Annotated in this window: 19 protein-coding genes; 6 read left to right on the forward strand and 13 right to left on the reverse strand. The window is 65.2% G+C overall.

The annotated features are described in order from the left end of the window. Nucleotides 1-305: 305 nt before the first annotated feature. The 13 genes from LGN19_RS21175 to upp form a co-directional block, all read right to left on the reverse strand. Nucleotides 306-671, reverse strand: a complete 366-nt coding sequence (locus LGN19_RS21175; RefSeq protein ID WP_226216960.1) for a hypothetical protein — start codon at nt 669-671, stop codon at nt 306-308. Between the two features lies 1 nt (nt 672). Continuing rightward, nucleotides 673-903: a helix-turn-helix transcriptional regulator gene (locus LGN19_RS21180; protein ID WP_226216962.1), complete on the reverse strand. Its 231-nt coding sequence runs from the start codon at nt 901-903 to the stop codon at nt 673-675. A gap of 208 nt (nt 904-1111) precedes the next feature. Beyond that, nucleotides 1112-1984: a DUF6387 family protein gene (locus tag LGN19_RS21185; RefSeq protein ID WP_226216964.1), complete on the reverse strand. Its 873-nt coding sequence runs from the start codon at nt 1982-1984 to the stop codon at nt 1112-1114. A gap of 90 nt (nt 1985-2074) precedes the next feature. Continuing rightward, the gene (locus tag LGN19_RS21190; RefSeq protein ID WP_226216966.1) at nt 2075-3310 is read right to left on the reverse strand and encodes a tyrosine-type recombinase/integrase; all 1236 of its coding nucleotides are present in this window, start codon (nt 3308-3310) and stop codon (nt 2075-2077) included. A gap of 169 nt (nt 3311-3479) precedes the next feature. Beyond that, nucleotides 3480-4949 (reverse strand): ribonuclease G, encoded by a 1470-nt coding sequence (gene rng / locus LGN19_RS21195; protein ID WP_069248507.1) that lies wholly within the window; start codon nt 4947-4949, stop codon nt 3480-3482. A gap of 7 nt (nt 4950-4956) precedes the next feature. After that, nucleotides 4957-5589: a Maf family protein gene (locus tag LGN19_RS21200; RefSeq protein WP_122945930.1), complete on the reverse strand. Its 633-nt coding sequence runs from the start codon at nt 5587-5589 to the stop codon at nt 4957-4959. Between the two features lie 51 nt (nt 5590-5640). Further along, entirely contained in the window at nt 5641-6111 is a 471-nt protein-coding gene (rlmH, locus tag LGN19_RS21205; protein ID WP_011352746.1) for a 23S rRNA (pseudouridine(1915)-N(3))-methyltransferase RlmH, read from the reverse strand. A 25-nt stretch (nt 6112-6136) separates the two neighbouring features. Further along, nucleotides 6137-6583: a ribosome silencing factor gene (gene rsfS / locus LGN19_RS21210; RefSeq protein WP_105818712.1), complete on the reverse strand. Its 447-nt coding sequence runs from the start codon at nt 6581-6583 to the stop codon at nt 6137-6139. A 4-nt stretch (nt 6584-6587) separates the two neighbouring features. Then, nucleotides 6588-7313: a nicotinate-nucleotide adenylyltransferase gene (locus tag LGN19_RS21215; RefSeq protein ID WP_226217015.1), complete on the reverse strand. Its 726-nt coding sequence runs from the start codon at nt 7311-7313 to the stop codon at nt 6588-6590. A gap of 3 nt (nt 7314-7316) precedes the next feature. Continuing rightward, nucleotides 7317-8240: an oxygen-dependent coproporphyrinogen oxidase gene (gene hemF / locus LGN19_RS21220; protein ID WP_122945928.1), complete on the reverse strand. Its 924-nt coding sequence runs from the start codon at nt 8238-8240 to the stop codon at nt 7317-7319. A 118-nt stretch (nt 8241-8358) separates the two neighbouring features. After that, nucleotides 8359-9636, reverse strand: coding sequence for a phosphoribosylamine--glycine ligase (gene purD / locus LGN19_RS21225; protein WP_039370477.1), 1278 nt, complete (start codon nt 9634-9636; stop codon nt 8359-8361). 104 nt (nt 9637-9740) lie between these two features. Beyond that, on the reverse strand, nt 9741-10469 hold the full coding sequence (locus LGN19_RS21230) for a YebC/PmpR family DNA-binding transcriptional regulator (RefSeq protein WP_011352741.1): 729 nt from the start codon (nt 10467-10469) through the stop codon (nt 9741-9743). Between the two features lie 217 nt (nt 10470-10686). After that, nucleotides 10687-11337, reverse strand: a complete 651-nt coding sequence (gene upp, locus LGN19_RS21235; RefSeq protein ID WP_043188934.1) for a uracil phosphoribosyltransferase — start codon at nt 11335-11337, stop codon at nt 10687-10689. A 231-nt stretch (nt 11338-11568) separates the two neighbouring features. On the opposite strand from upp, the gene LGN19_RS21240 reads away from it, so the two are divergent. From LGN19_RS21240 to kdpA, 6 genes are all read left to right on the forward strand, one after another. After that, a complete protein-coding gene (locus LGN19_RS21240; RefSeq protein WP_174961645.1) occupies nt 11569-12348 on the forward strand; it encodes an SDR family oxidoreductase in 780 nt (259 codons plus the stop codon). A gap of 48 nt (nt 12349-12396) precedes the next feature. Further along, a complete protein-coding gene (locus LGN19_RS21245) occupies nt 12397-12789 on the forward strand; it encodes a methylglyoxal synthase (protein ID WP_043188929.1) in 393 nt (130 codons plus the stop codon). Nucleotides 12790-12966: 177 nt separating this feature from the next. Further along, nucleotides 12967-13941: a quinone oxidoreductase family protein gene (locus LGN19_RS21250; RefSeq protein ID WP_226216968.1), complete on the forward strand. Its 975-nt coding sequence runs from the start codon at nt 12967-12969 to the stop codon at nt 13939-13941. A gap of 192 nt (nt 13942-14133) precedes the next feature. Beyond that, a complete protein-coding gene (locus LGN19_RS39605; RefSeq protein WP_264173142.1) occupies nt 14134-14256 on the forward strand; it encodes a hypothetical protein in 123 nt (40 codons plus the stop codon). After that, nucleotides 14253-14345 carry a K(+)-transporting ATPase subunit F gene (kdpF, locus tag LGN19_RS21255; protein ID WP_006752209.1) on the forward strand — a complete coding sequence of 31 codons (93 nt, stop codon included), beginning with the start codon at nt 14253-14255 and terminating at the stop codon, nt 14343-14345. The genes LGN19_RS39605 and kdpF overlap by 4 nt, the downstream gene beginning before the upstream one ends. After that, entirely contained in the window at nt 14342-16147 is a 1806-nt protein-coding gene (gene kdpA / locus LGN19_RS21260; RefSeq protein ID WP_226216969.1) for a potassium-transporting ATPase subunit KdpA, read from the forward strand. Before kdpF ends, kdpA begins: the two co-directional genes overlap by 4 nt. The last annotated feature ends 4 nt before the right edge of the window (nt 16148-16151 follow it).

Below are 16151 nucleotides of genomic sequence, written 5' to 3' on the forward strand. Positions count from 1 at the left end.
GGCGTTAGGACGCATAGCGGCCTCCAACGTTGGTGTTGAAAGCCCGCTCCCCGACGCCAATCGGGGTGGGCGGGCGCATGACGGGGTTGGCGTACCGGAACGTTGGCACCGGCGAGCGCAAGCGCTCCCCCGCCAAGGCCCACCCGTAGAAAAGGTGCGCGAAGGCGTACGGACGTAAAAAAACCGCACACGGCGGTCGTCCGCCAACAATTTCCGGACGCCAATCCGGGCGGCTGTTGTTTCAGCCACCGTAAAAGTATACGCGCGCCGGTTTACGGACGGCAAGAGCTTTTTGAAGGGGCGCATCATGCGGAGCCCTCTTCGCTCAGGATCACGGCTATTTCGTCGGCGTCTCCCGCCGGGTATTGGTAGCCGGTCAGACGATAACGCAGCACGCGCACCGTCTTGCCGAAGCGGGTCGGTACGGTTTCCCATTCGCCCGTGATGGGCCAGCCTTCCGCACGCAGCGTCGAGATGGTTGTATTCAGGCAGTGGTCGCCTATACGTTCGGCGTCGAAACGATTCAGCGAGATTCCGCGACGCAATTCGAGCAACACGTGTTCGATTTTGCCGAGCGGCTTGACCGAGAGTGTCGTGTTAACATTTGCGTTCGAATTGAGATTCTCTTTGCCTTGGCTGACCTGCGGGTCGGCCATTTTTTTTGCGCTCATTTTAGGCGGCCTCCGGCATCAGGGTTGCGCGGAGTTCGCCGACATTCCAGCGCGTGGAATGGCCGAACTTCTTCGGAGTAGGGATGAGTCTAGCAGCGACGCGCCGCCAGACAGTCGGAATTGAACAACCGTAGAGGCCGGCGACGGCGCGCACGTCGACGTGCGCGGAGTTCGGCAGGGAATCGAAAGAAACGAACGCTTTCGAGAGCGTAAAGTTTACGAGTTGAGACATCAGTATCGCTCCATAAGCACGACGCGATACTGCCCGGAGGGTATCGCGCCGTCGTGATCCAGAATGCGACGGGCGATACGGATTATTTAGCACAATTTCACGATAACCTAGTCATCCAAGATCGCAATGCCGACGCCGGAGTGAGTTGATCCCCAAGGCGCGCCGGAGCGATGGACGGCGATAAAAGCACCGGAGCCGATCCCCCCGATCATTGATCCGGAATGTTTTTTTGATTATTTCGTTCCACTTCCTCAAGAGCCTGTCCAAACAGAGCGTCCATCGTCGTCGCCGTCGCGAGCGAGAGTGCGGTCGGCGCTACAGTCTTCCTCATGCGGTCGGCGAGATTAACTGTGTATTCATCAGGAAATAAGGCGATGCCAAATTGCTGGTTGGTTGGCGTGTGCCCAAATAGCTGCGCCCACGACAAGAGGTCGAGATATGCAAGGATTCTGTATTTATGCCATTCCCGAAAATCATCAGCGCTGAAGCGTTTCTTCATATCCGGGATGCCTAGGGCACTACGAGTTTTCCGGAGCCAACGCCGGAAGTCGTCGATCAACTTCTCTTCTGAGGCATATAAGTCTACGGTAGCGCTGATTTCGCCCATCAAATTTACCCCACACTCTGAAACCATCTTCCATGCTGGAGTGTCGAGGATATCGAGCGCAGCCGCTACCGCATTCGGATCAACGTTTGATCCGTCTCCTGACCACTCACGTTCAATAGTCCTCACGGCATTCAGGTACGGTTTATGTCTATCGTCGTCGCTGTAAAGAATTGATTGACCTGTTAGGTAATCCAGCGCCGTTACATCCTTCACTTGAGACCGGTTAATATTTTTGGAGTATCCATCGCCCTCTTTGATTTCAAGGCTTTTTACAAGGGGTGCTTCAAACCAGTGACGAAAGCCGCTTCTCATTTCTTCGCCGTAGAAGTCGACGTGCTTCCGAATGGTGTCGAGCCGAAGCGTGCGCACCATGAGGTTGCTATACCACTCAGCCCATCCGAATTTCTCGCAGTCTTCATATTTTCGAAGATCGAATTCGGTTGGGAAACTAACGAAATTAGATCGCGTTTTCATGCTTGCCCTGTAGCAAAGCCCTAATAAGGAGCCGCGCCGGCCGGGTAGGGCACTCGGCTTTCGTTCCGTCGAACTAGGCGCAGCAAACCATTATGCCGACTGCTTGATCGGTGTCACATTCCATTCGAGTCCACGCATACGTGTCGTCAGGTACGCCGCCCATAGCTCCAGCGCGTCTCGTCGCTCGTCCCAATACGTATATTGGTCGTAGATACCTTCCACGCCCGGAACCTTGTGGTTTAAGCACATTTCCGAAATGTCGCGCGACACCTTGAGCCGGCGCATGTGGCTCTTCATCGTGCTTCGAAGATCGTGAGGCGTAAAACGGCGAATCGCGGGGGCGTGATGCTCGATCCAGTAGTCGATCGCCTCCCGAATTGCGTCTTTCGATACGTGCGTGTCACCGTCGTGCCGATCAATGCGATTGCTCAATCGGGCTGGCAGGACGTATTCCGACGTTCCAGCGAGATCGAGCAAGCGTTCAAACCACTCGATCACGATGGGCGCGAGCGGAATGTCCATTTCCGGGCCGGTCTTGCTTTTTGGAACGTGCCAGCGCGCCTCATTGAGGTGTAGGTCCCGCCGGAATGCGGTGTATAGCTCTGAGATTCGCACGCCGGTCGCAAGCGCGATCCTGACGGCGTAGAGGTTCACGTCGCGCATTTTCGCGTTCAGCAGGACATGTAGCTCGTCGTCGGTCAGCATTAATCGCTGTTTCACTTCGGGTCGCTTCCCGATGATTGCATCGAGTTGGATGCCTGCGCATGGATTGGCGGCGATGATCTTTTTGCCGGTCGCATGTTTGAACAGGCCACGCAGCACGCACCAGAGCGTGAAAGTCTCGACCCATCCAAGTTGGTGGCGCTCGATCTCGGCCACGATGTCAGCGGGTCCAACAGACTGAACTGACATCGACCCCATGCCGTTTTCGACGCGCTTCAGATTGCGGCCGTAGCTGCGCTGCGTGCTGTTCGCGAACGTGCTGAGTACTTTTTCGCGGTAATCCTTTGCGACCTGCCGAACAGTCCAATCCTTCCGCGCCTTGACCTTGCGCACTTCATCGGCCGGGTTGATGCCTTCGCTAACGGCGACGCGTCGCTTAGCCGCGGCTGCGCGTGCGGCCGATAGTGGGAGGTCAGGGTAGCGGCCGAGCGTCAGCTCTTGGCGACGGCCGCCATGTCGAAACCGTAGTACCCATGCTGCGGTGCCGGCTGTGGACAGCGTGAATGTGAGGCCGTTGCCGTCTGACTTGGAGACAGGCTCGCCCGCGCGCAGCCACTTCCGAAGCTGTACGTCTGTGAGTAAGTTCGATTCTCTTTTCGCCATGTACGATCCGCTTCAGAGCAATTGCGCTTCTAGCTACCCATCTAGCTACCCATTTGTGGCGCGCTTCCGTGACGCCGGATGATACGGGAAAATTCTTTGAAAATGAAAAAGCCTTGCTAGGCAAGGCTTTTCGGGGAGGTTGGCGATATGAGGTGATATGGGGTAAACCCTACATCAGCACGATATCGTACTGCTCCTGACTCAGGTTCGACTCGACCTGCAGCGACACCGGCTTGCCGATGAAGTCGATCAGCATCGCGAGATGCTGCGATTCCTCGTCGAGGAACAGGTCGATCACCTGTTGCGCGGCGATCACGCGGAATTCACGCGGGTTGAACTGCCGCGACTCGCGCAGGATCTCGCGCAGGATGTCGTAGCACACGGTGCGCGACGTCTTCACCTGGCCCTTGCCCTGGCAGGTCGGGCACGGCTCGCACAGCACGTGCGCGAGCGATTCGCGCGTGCGCTTGCGCGTCATCTCGACGAGCCCGAGTTGCGAGAAGCCGTTGACCGTCACGCGCGTGCGGTCGCGCGACAGCGCCTTCTTCAGCTCGGAGAGCACCGCGTCGCGATGCTCGGCGTTCTCCATGTCGATGAAGTCGATGATGATGATCCCGCCGAGGTTGCGCAGCCGCAGCTGCCGCGCGATCGTATGCGCGGCTTCGAGGTTGGTCTTGAAGATCGTGTCGTCGAAGTTGCGTGCGCCGACGTAGCCGCCGGTGTTCACGTCGATCGTCGTCATCGCTTCCGTCTGGTCGATCATCAGGTAGCCGCCCGACTTCAGGTCGACGCGGCGCGACAGCGCGCGCTGGATCTCCGTCTCGATGTTGTACAGGTCGAACAGCGGCCGCTCGCCCGTGTAGTGGTGCAGCTTCGGGCTCACGGCCGGCGTGAACTCGCCCGCGAATTCCGAGAGGCGCTGGTACGTCTCGCGCGAATCGACCTGGATGCGCGTCGTGTCGTCGTTCGCGAAATCGCGCAGCACGCGCTGCGCGAGATCGAGATCCTGGTACAGCAGGCTCGTCGCCGGCAGCCGCTGCGCCTGCGCGACGATCGTCGCCCAGGTCTTGCGCAGGTACGTGACGTCGCCCGCGAGTTCGTCGGAGGTGGCATCTTCGGCGATCGTGCGCACGATGTAGCCGCCTTTCTCGTCCGGCGGGATCACGGCCGTCAGGCGCGCACGCACGGCCTCGCGTTCGGCCTCGCTCTCGATCTTCTGCGAGATGCCGATATGCGGCTCCTGCGGCAGGTAGACGAGCGTGCGGCCGGCAATGCTGACCTGGGTCGACAGCCGCGCGCCCTTCGTGCCGATCGGATCCTTGATCACCTGGACCATCAGCGTCTGGCCTTCGAACACGATCTTCTCGATCGGCTGGTGCGGCGTGCCCGACTGCGGCTCGCCCGCGAGGCGCGGATGCCAGATGTCGGCGACGTGCAGGAACGCCGCGCGCTCGAGCCCGATGTCGATGAACGCCGACTGCATGCCGGGCAGCACGCGCACGACTTTGCCGAGATAGATGTTGCCGACCCGCCCGCGCGACAGCGTGCGTTCGACGTGAAGCTCCTGCACCGCGCCTTGCTGGACGAGTGCGACCCGCGTTTCCTGCGGCGTGAGGTTGATCAGGATTTCTTCGTTCATGGTGGGTTCAGAAGGCGACGCGCGCGGTGCGTAGCAGCGCGGCAGTCTCAAAAAGGGGCAGACCCATGATACCTGAATGGGAACCGTCGATTCGCTCGATGAATTCGGCCGCGCGCCCCTGGATCGCGTACGCGCCGGCCTTGCCGAACGGTTCGCCCGATTCGACGTAGCGTGCATACGCGTCGCGCGACGCGGTGGCGAAGCGCACCGACGAGCGCGACAGCGCGGGCGGCAGCAGTTCGCCGTCGGCATCGATCACGGCGACGGCGGTCAGCACCGCGTGTTCGCGGCCCGCGAGGCGCGTCAGCATCGCGAGGGCGTCGTCGGCGTCGGCCGGCTTGCCGAGGATCGCGCCGTCGATCGTGACGGTCGTATCGGCGACCAGCACCGGCGAGGCCGGCTTGCCGCTCGCGACGAGGCGCGCACGCGCAGCCGCGGCCTTCGCGATGGTCACGCGCCGCACGTAGGCATCGGCGGCTTCGCCGGGCAGCTCGGCTTCGAGCGCTTCGGCGTCCTCGTCGGGGCGCGGCAGCAGCAGCTCGAAGCGCACGCCGATCTGCTGCAGCAGCTCCTGGCGGCGCGGACTTTGCGAAGCGAGGTAAAGGGTCGGGAAAAGCGCGGGGGACGTGCTGGACGGCATGGTGTCGTTATCTCGGTGAGCGCGCGTGTCGCGCGTCTCGAGGACGACACGTCATGCGCGGTGGTAGGGGTGATTCTGCGTGATGCTCCACGCCCGGTAAAGCTGTTCGGCGAGCAGCACCCGCACCATCCCGTGCGGCAGCGTCATGCTCGAGATGCGCAGCAGCGTGTCGGCGCGCGCTTTCAGCTCCGGATCGAGCCCGTCAGCACCGCCGATCACGAATGCGACGTCGCGGCCGTCCTGCTGCCAGCCGGGCAGCGCCTGCGCGAGCTGCATCGTGGTCCAGTCGCGGCCGCGCTCGTCGAGCGCGACGAGGCGCGCGCCTTTCGGCAACGCGGCCTCGATCTTCTGGCGCTCGGCCGCCATCACGCTTTCGGCGCTGCGACCGCCCGAACGCAGTTCGGGCTTGATCTCGCGCAACTCGATGCGCAGTTCGGGCGGCATCCGCTTCGTGTATTCGTCGAAGCCGGATGCGATCCAGCCCGGCATCTTGTGGCCGACTGCAAGGATGAAAAGCTTCATCGGAAGAGGCGTAACGACCCGGGGCTCAACGGCGGCGGGCGGCCGTCTTGCGCGCCGGGCGTGCGGGCGCGGCTTCCTCTTCTTCGTCGTCGCTTTCGCTGGCCGTGGCGAAGCCGTTCCCCTTGCCGCCGCCGAGCTTCATCCGCACGGGCTTGTCGCCCCAGATTTCCTCGAGGTTGTAGTACTGGCGCAGGGCCGGTTGCAGGATGTGCACGACCGCGTCGCCGCAGTCGACGAGCACCCATTCGCCGGTGTCTTCGCCCTCGGAGCTGACGATGTCGCCGCCGGCTTCCTTGACCTTGTCACGCACGCTCGACGCGAGGGCCTTGGTCTGGCGGTTGGAGGTGCCCGAAGCGACGACCACGCGGTCGAACAGTTCGGTCAGGTGGCTGGTGTTGAACACCTTGATGTCTTGCGCCTTGACGTCTTCGAGGGCGTCGACGATCACGCGCTGCAGTTTGCGAATATCCATGGATTCAGGAATGGTAGAGGCGATGTTGAAGAATATAGGCCCATACGGCGGCCGGCACATGCTCGGCCGACGCGTCGGGCATTTGCGCATGGCGCGCGATGCATTCGCGCAGGTGGGCGCGGATGTCGGTCGCGGCAATGTCGAACGAAAGGGTCGTATCGATCAGCAGGTGGCCTGCCGGCGTGGCCTTCAGCACGTCGGCGCCGGCCTGCCGCGCGGCGATTTCCTGCGCGACGTCCGGCGGCGCCGCGCCGAGCTCGAAGCCCGGGCGCGTCGACACGCAGATGTGCGCGTAGTCGAACAGTTTGCGCCAGTCGCGCCACGTGTCGAGGCGCACCAGCTGGTCGGCGCCGATCAGCAGCGACAGCGACGCGTCCGGGCCGATCCGCTCGCGCCAGCGCGCGAGCGTCTCGACCGTGTAGGTCGGGCCGGTATGCTCGATCTCGTCGGTGGCGACGGTCACGGTCACGCCCGGCACGGACAGCGAACCGGCGGCCGCGCGCGTCATCGCGAGCCGATGCTCGGCGGCCGACACGTCGCGCTTCTGGTACGGCTGCCCAGCGGGCAGCAGCACGAGTTCGGTCAGGCCGAGCAGCTCGGCGAACCGGCGCGCGAGCGCGAGATGGCCGTCGTGGATCGGGTCGAAAGTACCGCCCAGCAAGCCGATACGACGCGGCAGCGGGGCGGGGCGGGCGGTGGTGTCCAGAAACGCGTCCTTTGCTTGAAGCAGGGGTCAGACCCAATCGCGCGGCACGAGGAAGTCGCTGTACAGGCGCGCTTCAGGCGTTCCCGGCTCGGGCTGCCAGTTATAGCGCCAGTTCGCGACCGGCGGCATCGACATCAGGATCGATTCGGTCCGGCCGCCGCTTTGCAGGCCGAACAGCGTGCCACGGTCGAACACGAGGTTGAATTCGACGTAGCGGCCGCGGCGGTACGCCTGGAAGTCGCGCTCGCGCTCGCCGTACGGCAGCTCCGCGCGGCGCTCGACGATCGGCAGGTAGGCCTGCAGGAACGCGTCGCCGACGCTTTGCATCATGTCAAACGAGCGTTCGAAACCGGGCTCCGAGAAATCGTCGAAGAAGATCCCGCCGATGCCGCGCATCTCGTTGCGGTGCTTCAGGAAGAAATACTCGTCGCACCATTTCTTGAAGCGCGGGTAGAGCTCGACGCCGAACGGGTCGAGCGCATCCTTGCAGGTCTGGTGGAAATGCCGGGCGTCGTCCTCGAAACCGTAAACCGGTGTCAGATCCATGCCGCCGCCGAACCAGAACACGGGCTCCTCGCCCGGTTTCGTCGCGATCAGCATCCGCACGTTCATGTGCACGGTCGGGCAGTACGGATTGCGCGGGTGCAGCACCAGCGACACGCCGAGCGCCTCGAAGCCGCGCCCCGCGAGCTGCGGGCGTGCCGCGCTCGCCGACGGCGGCAGCGCATCGCCCGCGACGTCGGAAAAGCCGATCCCCGCGCGTTCGAACACGCGGCCGCCTTCGAGAATCCGCGTGCAGCCGCCGCCGCGCAGGCGTTCGTCCGGCCCGCGCTGCCATGCGTCGGTCGCGAGCGGCGTGCCGTCGAGCGCGCCGAGCGCGTCGGCGATGCGTGTCTGCAGGTCCTGGAGGTACGTGCGCACGCGCGCTACGTCGTAGGTCGAATCGGTCATGTCTGGACTGGGTGCCTCCGCCCGAAGCGGGGGCCGTAAAAAAAGCATCTGCCGGGCATTCTATCGAACCCCGGCAGAGGGGCCGCCGCCGCGCGAGGGCGGGGCGGCGATTGCGACGTCAAGCGCTCTTGCGGTTGAGCGCGCGGAAGCCGATGTCGCGGCGGTACTGCATGCCTTCGAAATTGATCTGGTTGATCGTCTCGTACGCATGCTGCTGCGCTTCGCGCACCGAATCGGCGAGGCCGACCACGCACAGCACGCGGCCGCCGGACGTCGTCAGCTTGTCGCCGTCGAGCGTCGTGCCCGCATGGAACGTGACGGCCTGCTCGGTCTCGGCCGGGATCCCGTTGATGCGGTCGCCCTTGCGCGGCGCGTCCGGATAACCGTGCGCGGCCAGCACGACGCCAAGCGCGGTGCGGCGGTCCCAGTCGAGCTCGACCGTGTCGAGCGTGCCCGCGATCGCCTGTTCGACGACCTTCGAGAAATCACTCTTCAGGCGTGCCATGATCGGCTGCGTTTCCGGGTCGCCCATCCGGCAGTTGAATTCCAGCGTGCGCGGATTGCCTTCCTTGTCGATCATCAGGCCCGCATACAGGAAGCCCGTGAAGCGGATGCCGTCCTTCTCCATCCCGCGCACGGTCGGCATGATGATCTCGCGCATCACGCGTGCGTGCATCTGCGGCGTGACGATCGGCGCGGGCGAATACGCACCCATGCCGCCGGTGTTCGGGCCGCGGTCCTCGTCGAGCAGGCGCTTGTGGTCCTGGCTGGAAGCCAGCGCCAGCGCGTGCTTGCCGTCGACCATCACGATGAAGCTCGCTTCCTCGCCATCGAGGAATTCCTCGATCACGACGCGCGCGCCGGCGTCGCCGAGCTTGTTGCCCGACAGCATCATGTCGACGGCTTCGTGTGCTTCTTCCAGCGTCATCGCGACGACGACGCCCTTGCCGGCCGCGAGGCCGTCGGCCTTCACGACGATCGGCGCACCCTTCGCGTCGATGTACGCGTGCGCGGCGGCCACGTCGGAGAACGTTTCATACTCGGCGGTCGGGATGCCGTGGCGCTTCATGAACGCCTTCGCGAAATCCTTCGAGCTCTCGAGCTGCGCGGCTTCGCGGGTCGGGCCGAAGACCTTCAGGCCGCGTGCGCGGAACAGGTTGACGATGCCGGCCGCGAGCGGCGCTTCCGGCCCGACGAGCGTGAACGCGACGCCTTCGCGTTCCGCGAAATCGGCGAGTTCGTCGAGCGCCGTGATATCGACGTTCTTCAGACGCTCGTCCTGCGCCGTGCCGCCATTGCCGGGCGCGACGTAGACCATCTGGACGCGCGGCGACTGCGCGAGCTTCCACGCCAGCGCATGTTCGCGGCCGCCGGAACCGACGACGAGTAGTTTCATGGGATTCCCCGCAGACTAGAAAACAGGGCGGCCGGCACGCTCAGGCGCGCCGGCCGCGGATTCGGTCGGGCCGCCGCCGCGACAGGAGCACGGCGGCCGGCACATCATTCCTCGACGATGACGGCGTTCGTATACACGTCCTGCACGTCGTCGAGGTTCTCGAGCGCGTCCAGGAGCTTCTGCATCTTCGCCGCGTCGTCGCCGGTGAATTCGACTTCGTTCTGCGGCTTCATCGTCACTTCGGCGAGTTCGGCCTTGAAGCCGCCGGCTTCGAGCGCGTCCTTCACCGCCGAGAATGCCTGCCAGTCGCACAGCACTTCGATCGAACCGTCGTCGTTCGTGTTCACGTCGTTCGCGCCGGCTTCGAGCGCGGCTTCCATCAGCGCGTCTTCCGACGTGCCCGGTGCGAACAGGAACTGGCCGACGTGATCGAACATGAACGCGACCGAGCCATCAGTGCCCATGTTGCCGCCGAACTTCGAGAACGCGTGGCGGACTTCCGCGACCGTGCGGGTGCGGTTGTCGGTCAGCGTGTCGACGATGATCGCCGCGCCGCTGATGCCGTAGCCTTCGTAACGGATCTCTTCGTAGTTCGCGCCGTCCGCGCCGCCGACGCCGCGATCGATCGCGCGCTTGACGTTGTCCTTCGGCATGTTCGCGTCGGCCGCCTTGTCGACCGCGAGACGCAGGCGCGGGTTCGAATTGACGTCGCCGCCGCCGAGGCGCGCCGCGACCTGGATTTCCTTGATCAGGCGAGTCCAGATCTTGCCGCGCTTCGCGTCGGCCGCTGCCTTCTTATGCTTGATGTTGGCCCATTTCGAATGACCAGCCATACCTTTCTCCGTGCCCGGGCGCGCAGCGCGGGCGATTGTTTCAATGTGTCGTTGAATCGGCGGCCGTTTCGGCGGGCATGAAGCCGCGGGGCCGCGCGTGTCGAGTGGATCGAGATTTTATCACGCGGCGACCGCCGGATCGGGGCCGCCGCGCATGGCCGAACGGCCGGGCAGGCCGCCGCGAGCCGGGCCGTGCGCCGCGCGGCCGTGCCGGTGCTCAGTTCTTGGTGCCGAACAGGCGGTCGCCCGCGTCGCCGAGGCCGGGCACGATGTACGCGTGCTCGTTCAGGTGCGAATCGAGCGACGCGACGAACAGCTTCACGTCCGGGTGTGCGTCCTGGAACACCTGCACGCCTTCGGGCGCGGCGACCAGCGCGACGAACATGATGTTCGCGGCCGGCACGTTGCGGCGCTTCAGCACGTCGACCGCGTGCACGGCCGAGTAGCCGGTCGCGACCATCGGGTCGCACAGGATGAAGATGCGGTCTTCCAGATCCGGCAGGCGCACCAGGTACTCGACCGGGCGGTGATCCTCGGCGCGGTACACGCCGATGTGGCCGACGCGCGCGGACGGCACCAGGTCGAGCAGGCCGTCCGACATCCCGATGCCCGCACGCAGCACCGGCACGATCGCCAGCTTCTTGCCCGCGATCACCGGCGCGTCGACCTCGACGAGCGGGGTTTCGACCCGCTTGGTCGTGATCGGCAGGTTGCGGGTGATCTCGTAACCCATCAGCAGCGTGATTTCGCGCAGCAGCTCGCGGAACGTGCGCGTGGACGTGTCCTTGTCGCGCATGTGCGTGAGCTTGTGCTGGATCAGCGGGTGATCGGTGATGAAGAGATTCGGGAAACGGCTGTCCTGTTTCATGACGGGGGCGCCTTGGCGGCAAAAGAGGATCGGGGGGCGGCGGCGGGCGCAAGCCGGCCGCGCGCTTATGTCCGCAATTTTACCAAGGCGCGCCGCATGATCCGGATAATATCGACGTCTCACGACAATCCGCGCGCCCGCGCCCGCCCGATTGCCCGCCTGACCCGCCCGGGGTTCATGCGCCGGCAGGCCGGGGCCGTGCCGGCGCGTGTCGCCACGAAGGAATCGACGATGGATCTCGGTATCGCAGGAAAGACCGCGCTCGTGTGCGCGGCCAGCAAGGGGCTCGGACGCGGCTGCGCGGAAGCGCTGGCCGCCGAGGGCGTGAACCTCGTGATCGTCGCGCGCACGCGCGACACGCTGGAGGAAACCGCGGAGGAGATCCGCGCCGGCGCGAACGTGTCGGTGACCGCGGTCGCCTGCGACATCACGACGCCGGACGGGCGCGCGGCCGCGCTCGCCGCCTGCCCGCAGCCGGACATTCTCGTGACGAATGCGGGCGGCCCGCCGCCCGGCGACTTCCGCGACTTCTCGCACGACGACTGGATCCGCGCGCTCGAATCGAACATGCTGACGCCGATCGAGCTGATTCGCGCGACCCTCGACGGGATGATCGCGCGTGGCTTCGGCCGGATCGTCAACATCACGAGTTCGGCCGTGAAGGCACCGATCGACGTGCTCGCGCTGTCGAACGGTGCACGCTCGGGGCTGACCGGCTTCGTCGCGGGGCTGTCGCGCAAGGTTGCGGGGCAGGGCGTGACGATCAACAACCTGCTGCCGGGCCTGTTCGACACCGACCGGATCGCGACTACGCTCGCCGCGTCGGCAAAGGCGCAGGGCGTGAGCGTCGACGAGCTGCGCGCGCGGCGCACGAAGGACATCCCGGCCGGCCGCCTCGGCACGCGCGAAGAGTTCGGCGCGGCGTGCGCGTTCCTGTGCAGCGTGCATGCCGGCTACATCACCGGGCAGAACTGGCTGCTCGACGGCGGCGCGTATCCGGGCACGTTCTGACGCGCGCACCGCCTTTCACGACGACAACCTGAAACGAGGGATCTGGAGATGAGCAAACCCCGCATCGCATTGATTGCGCACGACGCGAAGAAGGACGAGATCGTCGCGCTCGCGGGCGAATTCCGCACGACGCTCGCGCAATGCCGGCTGGTGGCGACCGGCACGACGGGCGGCCGCATCGCGGACGCGCACGGGCTCGAGGTCGAGCGCAAGCTGTCGGGGCCGCTCGGCGGCGATCTGCAGATCGGTGCGGAACTGGCCGACGGCCGCATCGACATCGTCGTGTTCCTGCGCGATCCGATGACCGCGCAGCCGCACGACCCCGACATCACCGCGCTCGTGCGGGCGTGCGACGTGCACGATGTGCCGGTCGCGACCAACGTCGCAACCGCGCGGATGCTGCTCGACGATCTGGCGCGCAACATGCAGGACGTCTGCTAGGCGCTGTCCGCACCCGATTGCCCCTGCTGGTGGCAGGGCCATGCACGGTTGGCGGCGTCGGGCGAGAATCGTGCGTCGCGACGCGCGCCTGCTGCCCGGTTCCCGCCTGAATCGGCCGGCTCGCGGATGGGCGACCCGGATTTTTCCCTGACCGAATCAGAAACGAGGAGCGAAACGATGCCGAAAGCAATCCGATACGACCAGCCGGGCGGCCCGGACGTGATGAAGTGGGTCGATGTCGAGGTCGGCGAACCGCAAGCGGGTGAAGTCCGCATCCGGCAGCATGCGGTCGGCCTCAACTACATCGACGTCTATTTCCGCACCGGCCTTTACCCGCAAGCGCTGCCCGGTGGTCTCGGGATGGAGGCGGCGGGCGAGGTGACGGCCGTCGGCGAAGGCGTGACCGCGCTCAAGGCGGGCGACCGCGTCGCGTACGTCGGGCAGCCGCCGGGCGCGTACGCGCAGGAGCGCGTGATGCCGGCCGACCGGCTCGTGAAGCTGCCGGACGGCATCAGCTACGACGACGCGGCGTCGGTGATGCTGCAGGGCCTGACCGCGCACTACCTGCTGCGCCGCACGTATCCGGTGAAGGCTGGCGACACGATCCTGATCCACGCGGCGGCCGGCGGCGTCGGCCTGCTCGTGTGCCAGTGGGCGAAGGCCCTTGGCGCGACCGTGATCGGGACGGTCGGCTCCGACGAGAAAGCCGCGCTCGCGAAGGCGCACGGCTGCGACCATCCGATCGTCTACACGCGCGAGAACTTCACGCAGCGCGTGAAGGAGATCACGAACGGTGCGGGCGTGCCGGTCGTCTACGACTCGATCGGCAAGGACACCTACATCGGCTCGCTCGACAGCCTCGCGCCGCTCGGGTTGTTCGTCAGCTTCGGCAACGCGTCGGGCCCGCTGCCGCTGATCGACTCGAAGGAATTCTCGTCGCGCGGCTCGCTGTTCTTTACGCGACCCACGCTGTTCTCGTACGTCGCGAAGCGCGCCGATCTCGAATCCGCTGCCGCCGAGCTGTTCGACGTGCTGCTGTCGGGCAAGGTGAAGACGAGCATCAACCAGCGCTATCCGCTCGCGGAAGTCGGCCGCGCGCATGAAGATCTCGAAGCGCGCAAGACCACCGGTTCGACGATACTCGTTCCCTGACCCGTCCCCTCGTGCCGGCGCCATGCCGGCACGCGCTTGTCCGGGCGGCACCACCGTGCCGTCCATCCCGCCTCCCGGTTCCCGCCGTCCTTCCCTGAATTCCACGTTTACGCGTTTTTTATACGCGCCCCGATACCTTTGACCCGTCCTTTACGTGCGTTCCCATAAGGTTCTAGTCGTCTGATTTCGACGATGGAGAACAGAAAAATGGATGGGGTTTTCATCGGCGTGCTGGTGCTCTTCACCGCGCTGATCCTCGGTTTGATTGCCGGTTGCGACAAGCTCGTGCAATACGGTCGCGGGGGGCGAGCATGACCTGGATGCTTTGGCTGGCGGGCGCCTCGACGGCCCTGCTGTTCGCGTATCTCGTCTTTGCGCTGCTGCGCGCGGAGGACATTGAATGAACGCGAACAATCTTTTTCAGACGGCGCTCTTCATCGTCGTGCTGCTGGCGGCGGCCGTTCCGGTCGCGCGCTACCTGTCGGCGGTGATGGACGGCAGCTCGCGTGTCGTGCGCGTGTTCGGGCCGCTCGAGCGCGCGCTGTACCGCATCGCCGGCGTCGACGCCGGCAGCGAGATGAACTGGAAGCAGTACGCAGTCGCGACGATCGCGTTCAACGCGCTCGGCGCGCTGTTCCTCTACGGCCTGCTGCGCCTGCAGGGCTTCCTGCCCGGCAACCCGCAGCAGTTCGGCGCGATGACGGTCGACGGCGCATTCAACACGGCCGTCAGCTTCGTCACCAACACGAACTGGCAGGACTACACGCCCGAGCAGACCGTCAGCTACCTGACGCAGATGCTCGGCCTGACCGTGCAGAACTTCCTGTCGGCGGCAACCGGCATCGTCGTCGTGATCGCGCTGATCCGCGGTTTCGCACGTCATACCGCGCAGACGATCGGCAACTTCTGGGTCGACCTCACGCGCGTGACGATGTATGTGCTCGTGCCGATGTCGGTGATCATCGCCGCGCTGCTGATGAGCCAGGGCGTGATCCAGAACATGAAGGCGTACCAGGACGTGCCGGTGCTGCAGACGAGCACCTATGCGGCGCCGAAGCTGGACGCGCAGGGCAATCCGGTGAAGGACGACAAGGGCAACCCGGTGACGGTGCCGACCCAGCTCACGAAGCAGACGCTCGCGATGGGCCCGGTCGCGTCGCAGGAAGCGATCAAGATGCTCGGCACCAACGGTGGCGGCTTCTTCAACGCGAACTCCGCGCATCCGTACGAGAACCCGACGCCGTTCGCGAACTTCATCCAGATCTTCGCGATCCTGATCATCCCGGCCGCGCTGGCGCTCGTGTTCGGCCGCATGATCGGCGACCGCCGGCAGGGCATCGCGGTGCTCGCGGCGATGACGGTCGCGTTCGTGATCGCGATCGGCGCCGAGGTGAGCGCCGAGCAGGGCGGCAACCCGACGCTCGCTGCGCTGCACGTCGACCAGTCGACCAGCGCGCTGCAGCCGGGCGGCAACATGGAAGGCAAGGAAACGCGCTTCGGCATCGCGCAGACCGGCATCTTCACGGTCGCGACCACGGCCGCGTCGTGCGGCGCGGTCGACACGATGCACGATTCGCTGACGCCGCTCGGCGGCCTCGTGCCGATGCTGCTGATGCAGCTCGGCGAGGTGATCTACGGCGGGGTCGGCTCGGGTCTCTACGGGATGCTCGTGTTCGCGCTGCTCGCGGTGTTCGTCGCCGGCCTGATGATCGGCCGCACGCCGGAATACGTCGGCAAGAAGATCGAGGCGTACGAGATGAAGATGGTGTCGATCGTCGTGCTGCTCACGCCGCTGCTGGTGCTGGTCGGCACGTCGATCGCCGTGCTTGCCGATGCGGGCAAGGCCGGCATCGCGAACCCGGGGCCGCACGGCTTCTCGGAAATCCTGTACGCGTTCAGCTCGGCCGCCAACAACAACGGCAGCGCGTTCGCGGGCCTGACGGTCGGCACGCCGTTCTACAACTGGATGACCGCGATCGCGATGTGGTTCGGCCGCTTCGGCACGATCGTGCCGGTGCTGGCGATTGCCGGCTCGCTGGCCGCGAAGAAGCGCATCGCGGTGACGAGCGGCACGCTGCCGACGCACGGTCCGCTGTTCGTCGTGCTGCTGCTCGGCACCGTGCTGCTGGTGGGCGCGCTGACCTACGTGCCGGCGCTTGCGCTCGGCCCGGGCGTCGAGCACCTGATGATGTGGCTGGGCGCGTAATGCG

Source organism: Burkholderia sp. AU30198 (assembly GCF_020419825.1).
GTDB lineage: Bacteria > Pseudomonadota > Gammaproteobacteria > Burkholderiales > Burkholderiaceae > Burkholderia.

What these genes read in the sequence shown, in the direction of transcription:
- LGN19_RS21175 (WP_226216960.1), bottom strand. Translation starts at nt 671, where the DNA reads ATGAGCGCAAAAAAAATGGCCGACCCGCAGGTCAGCCAAGGCAAAGAG.
- LGN19_RS21180 (WP_226216962.1), bottom strand. Translation starts at nt 903, where the DNA reads ATGTCTCAACTCGTAAACTTTACGCTCTCGAAAGCGTTCGTTTCTTTC.
- LGN19_RS21185 (WP_226216964.1), bottom strand. Translation starts at nt 1,984, where the DNA reads ATGAAAACGCGATCTAATTTCGTTAGTTTCCCAACCGAATTCGATCTT.
- LGN19_RS21190 (WP_226216966.1), bottom strand. Translation starts at nt 3,310, where the DNA reads ATGGCGAAAAGAGAATCGAACTTACTCACAGACGTACAGCTTCGGAAG.
- rng (WP_069248507.1), bottom strand. Translation starts at nt 4,949, where the DNA reads ATGAACGAAGAAATCCTGATCAACCTCACGCCGCAGGAAACGCGGGTC.
- LGN19_RS21200 (WP_122945930.1), bottom strand. Translation starts at nt 5,589, where the DNA reads ATGCCGTCCAGCACGTCCCCCGCGCTTTTCCCGACCCTTTACCTCGCT.
- rlmH (WP_011352746.1), bottom strand. Translation starts at nt 6,111, where the DNA reads ATGAAGCTTTTCATCCTTGCAGTCGGCCACAAGATGCCGGGCTGGATC.
- rsfS (WP_105818712.1), bottom strand. Translation starts at nt 6,583, where the DNA reads ATGGATATTCGCAAACTGCAGCGCGTGATCGTCGACGCCCTCGAAGAC.
- hemF (WP_122945928.1), bottom strand. Translation starts at nt 8,240, where the DNA reads ATGACCGATTCGACCTACGACGTAGCGCGCGTGCGCACGTACCTCCAG.
- purD (WP_039370477.1), bottom strand. Translation starts at nt 9,636, where the DNA reads ATGAAACTACTCGTCGTCGGTTCCGGCGGCCGCGAACATGCGCTGGCG.
- LGN19_RS21230 (WP_011352741.1), bottom strand. Translation starts at nt 10,469, where the DNA reads ATGGCTGGTCATTCGAAATGGGCCAACATCAAGCATAAGAAGGCAGCG.
- upp (WP_043188934.1), bottom strand. Translation starts at nt 11,337, where the DNA reads ATGAAACAGGACAGCCGTTTCCCGAATCTCTTCATCACCGATCACCCG.
- LGN19_RS21240 (WP_174961645.1), top strand. Translation starts at nt 11,569, where the DNA reads ATGGATCTCGGTATCGCAGGAAAGACCGCGCTCGTGTGCGCGGCCAGC.
- LGN19_RS21245 (WP_043188929.1), top strand. Translation starts at nt 12,397, where the DNA reads ATGAGCAAACCCCGCATCGCATTGATTGCGCACGACGCGAAGAAGGAC.
- LGN19_RS21250 (WP_226216968.1), top strand. Translation starts at nt 12,967, where the DNA reads ATGCCGAAAGCAATCCGATACGACCAGCCGGGCGGCCCGGACGTGATG.
- LGN19_RS39605 (WP_264173142.1), top strand. Translation starts at nt 14,134, where the DNA reads ATGGAGAACAGAAAAATGGATGGGGTTTTCATCGGCGTGCTGGTGCTC.
- kdpF (WP_006752209.1), top strand. Translation starts at nt 14,253, where the DNA reads ATGACCTGGATGCTTTGGCTGGCGGGCGCCTCGACGGCCCTGCTGTTC.
- kdpA (WP_226216969.1), top strand. Translation starts at nt 14,342, where the DNA reads ATGAACGCGAACAATCTTTTTCAGACGGCGCTCTTCATCGTCGTGCTG.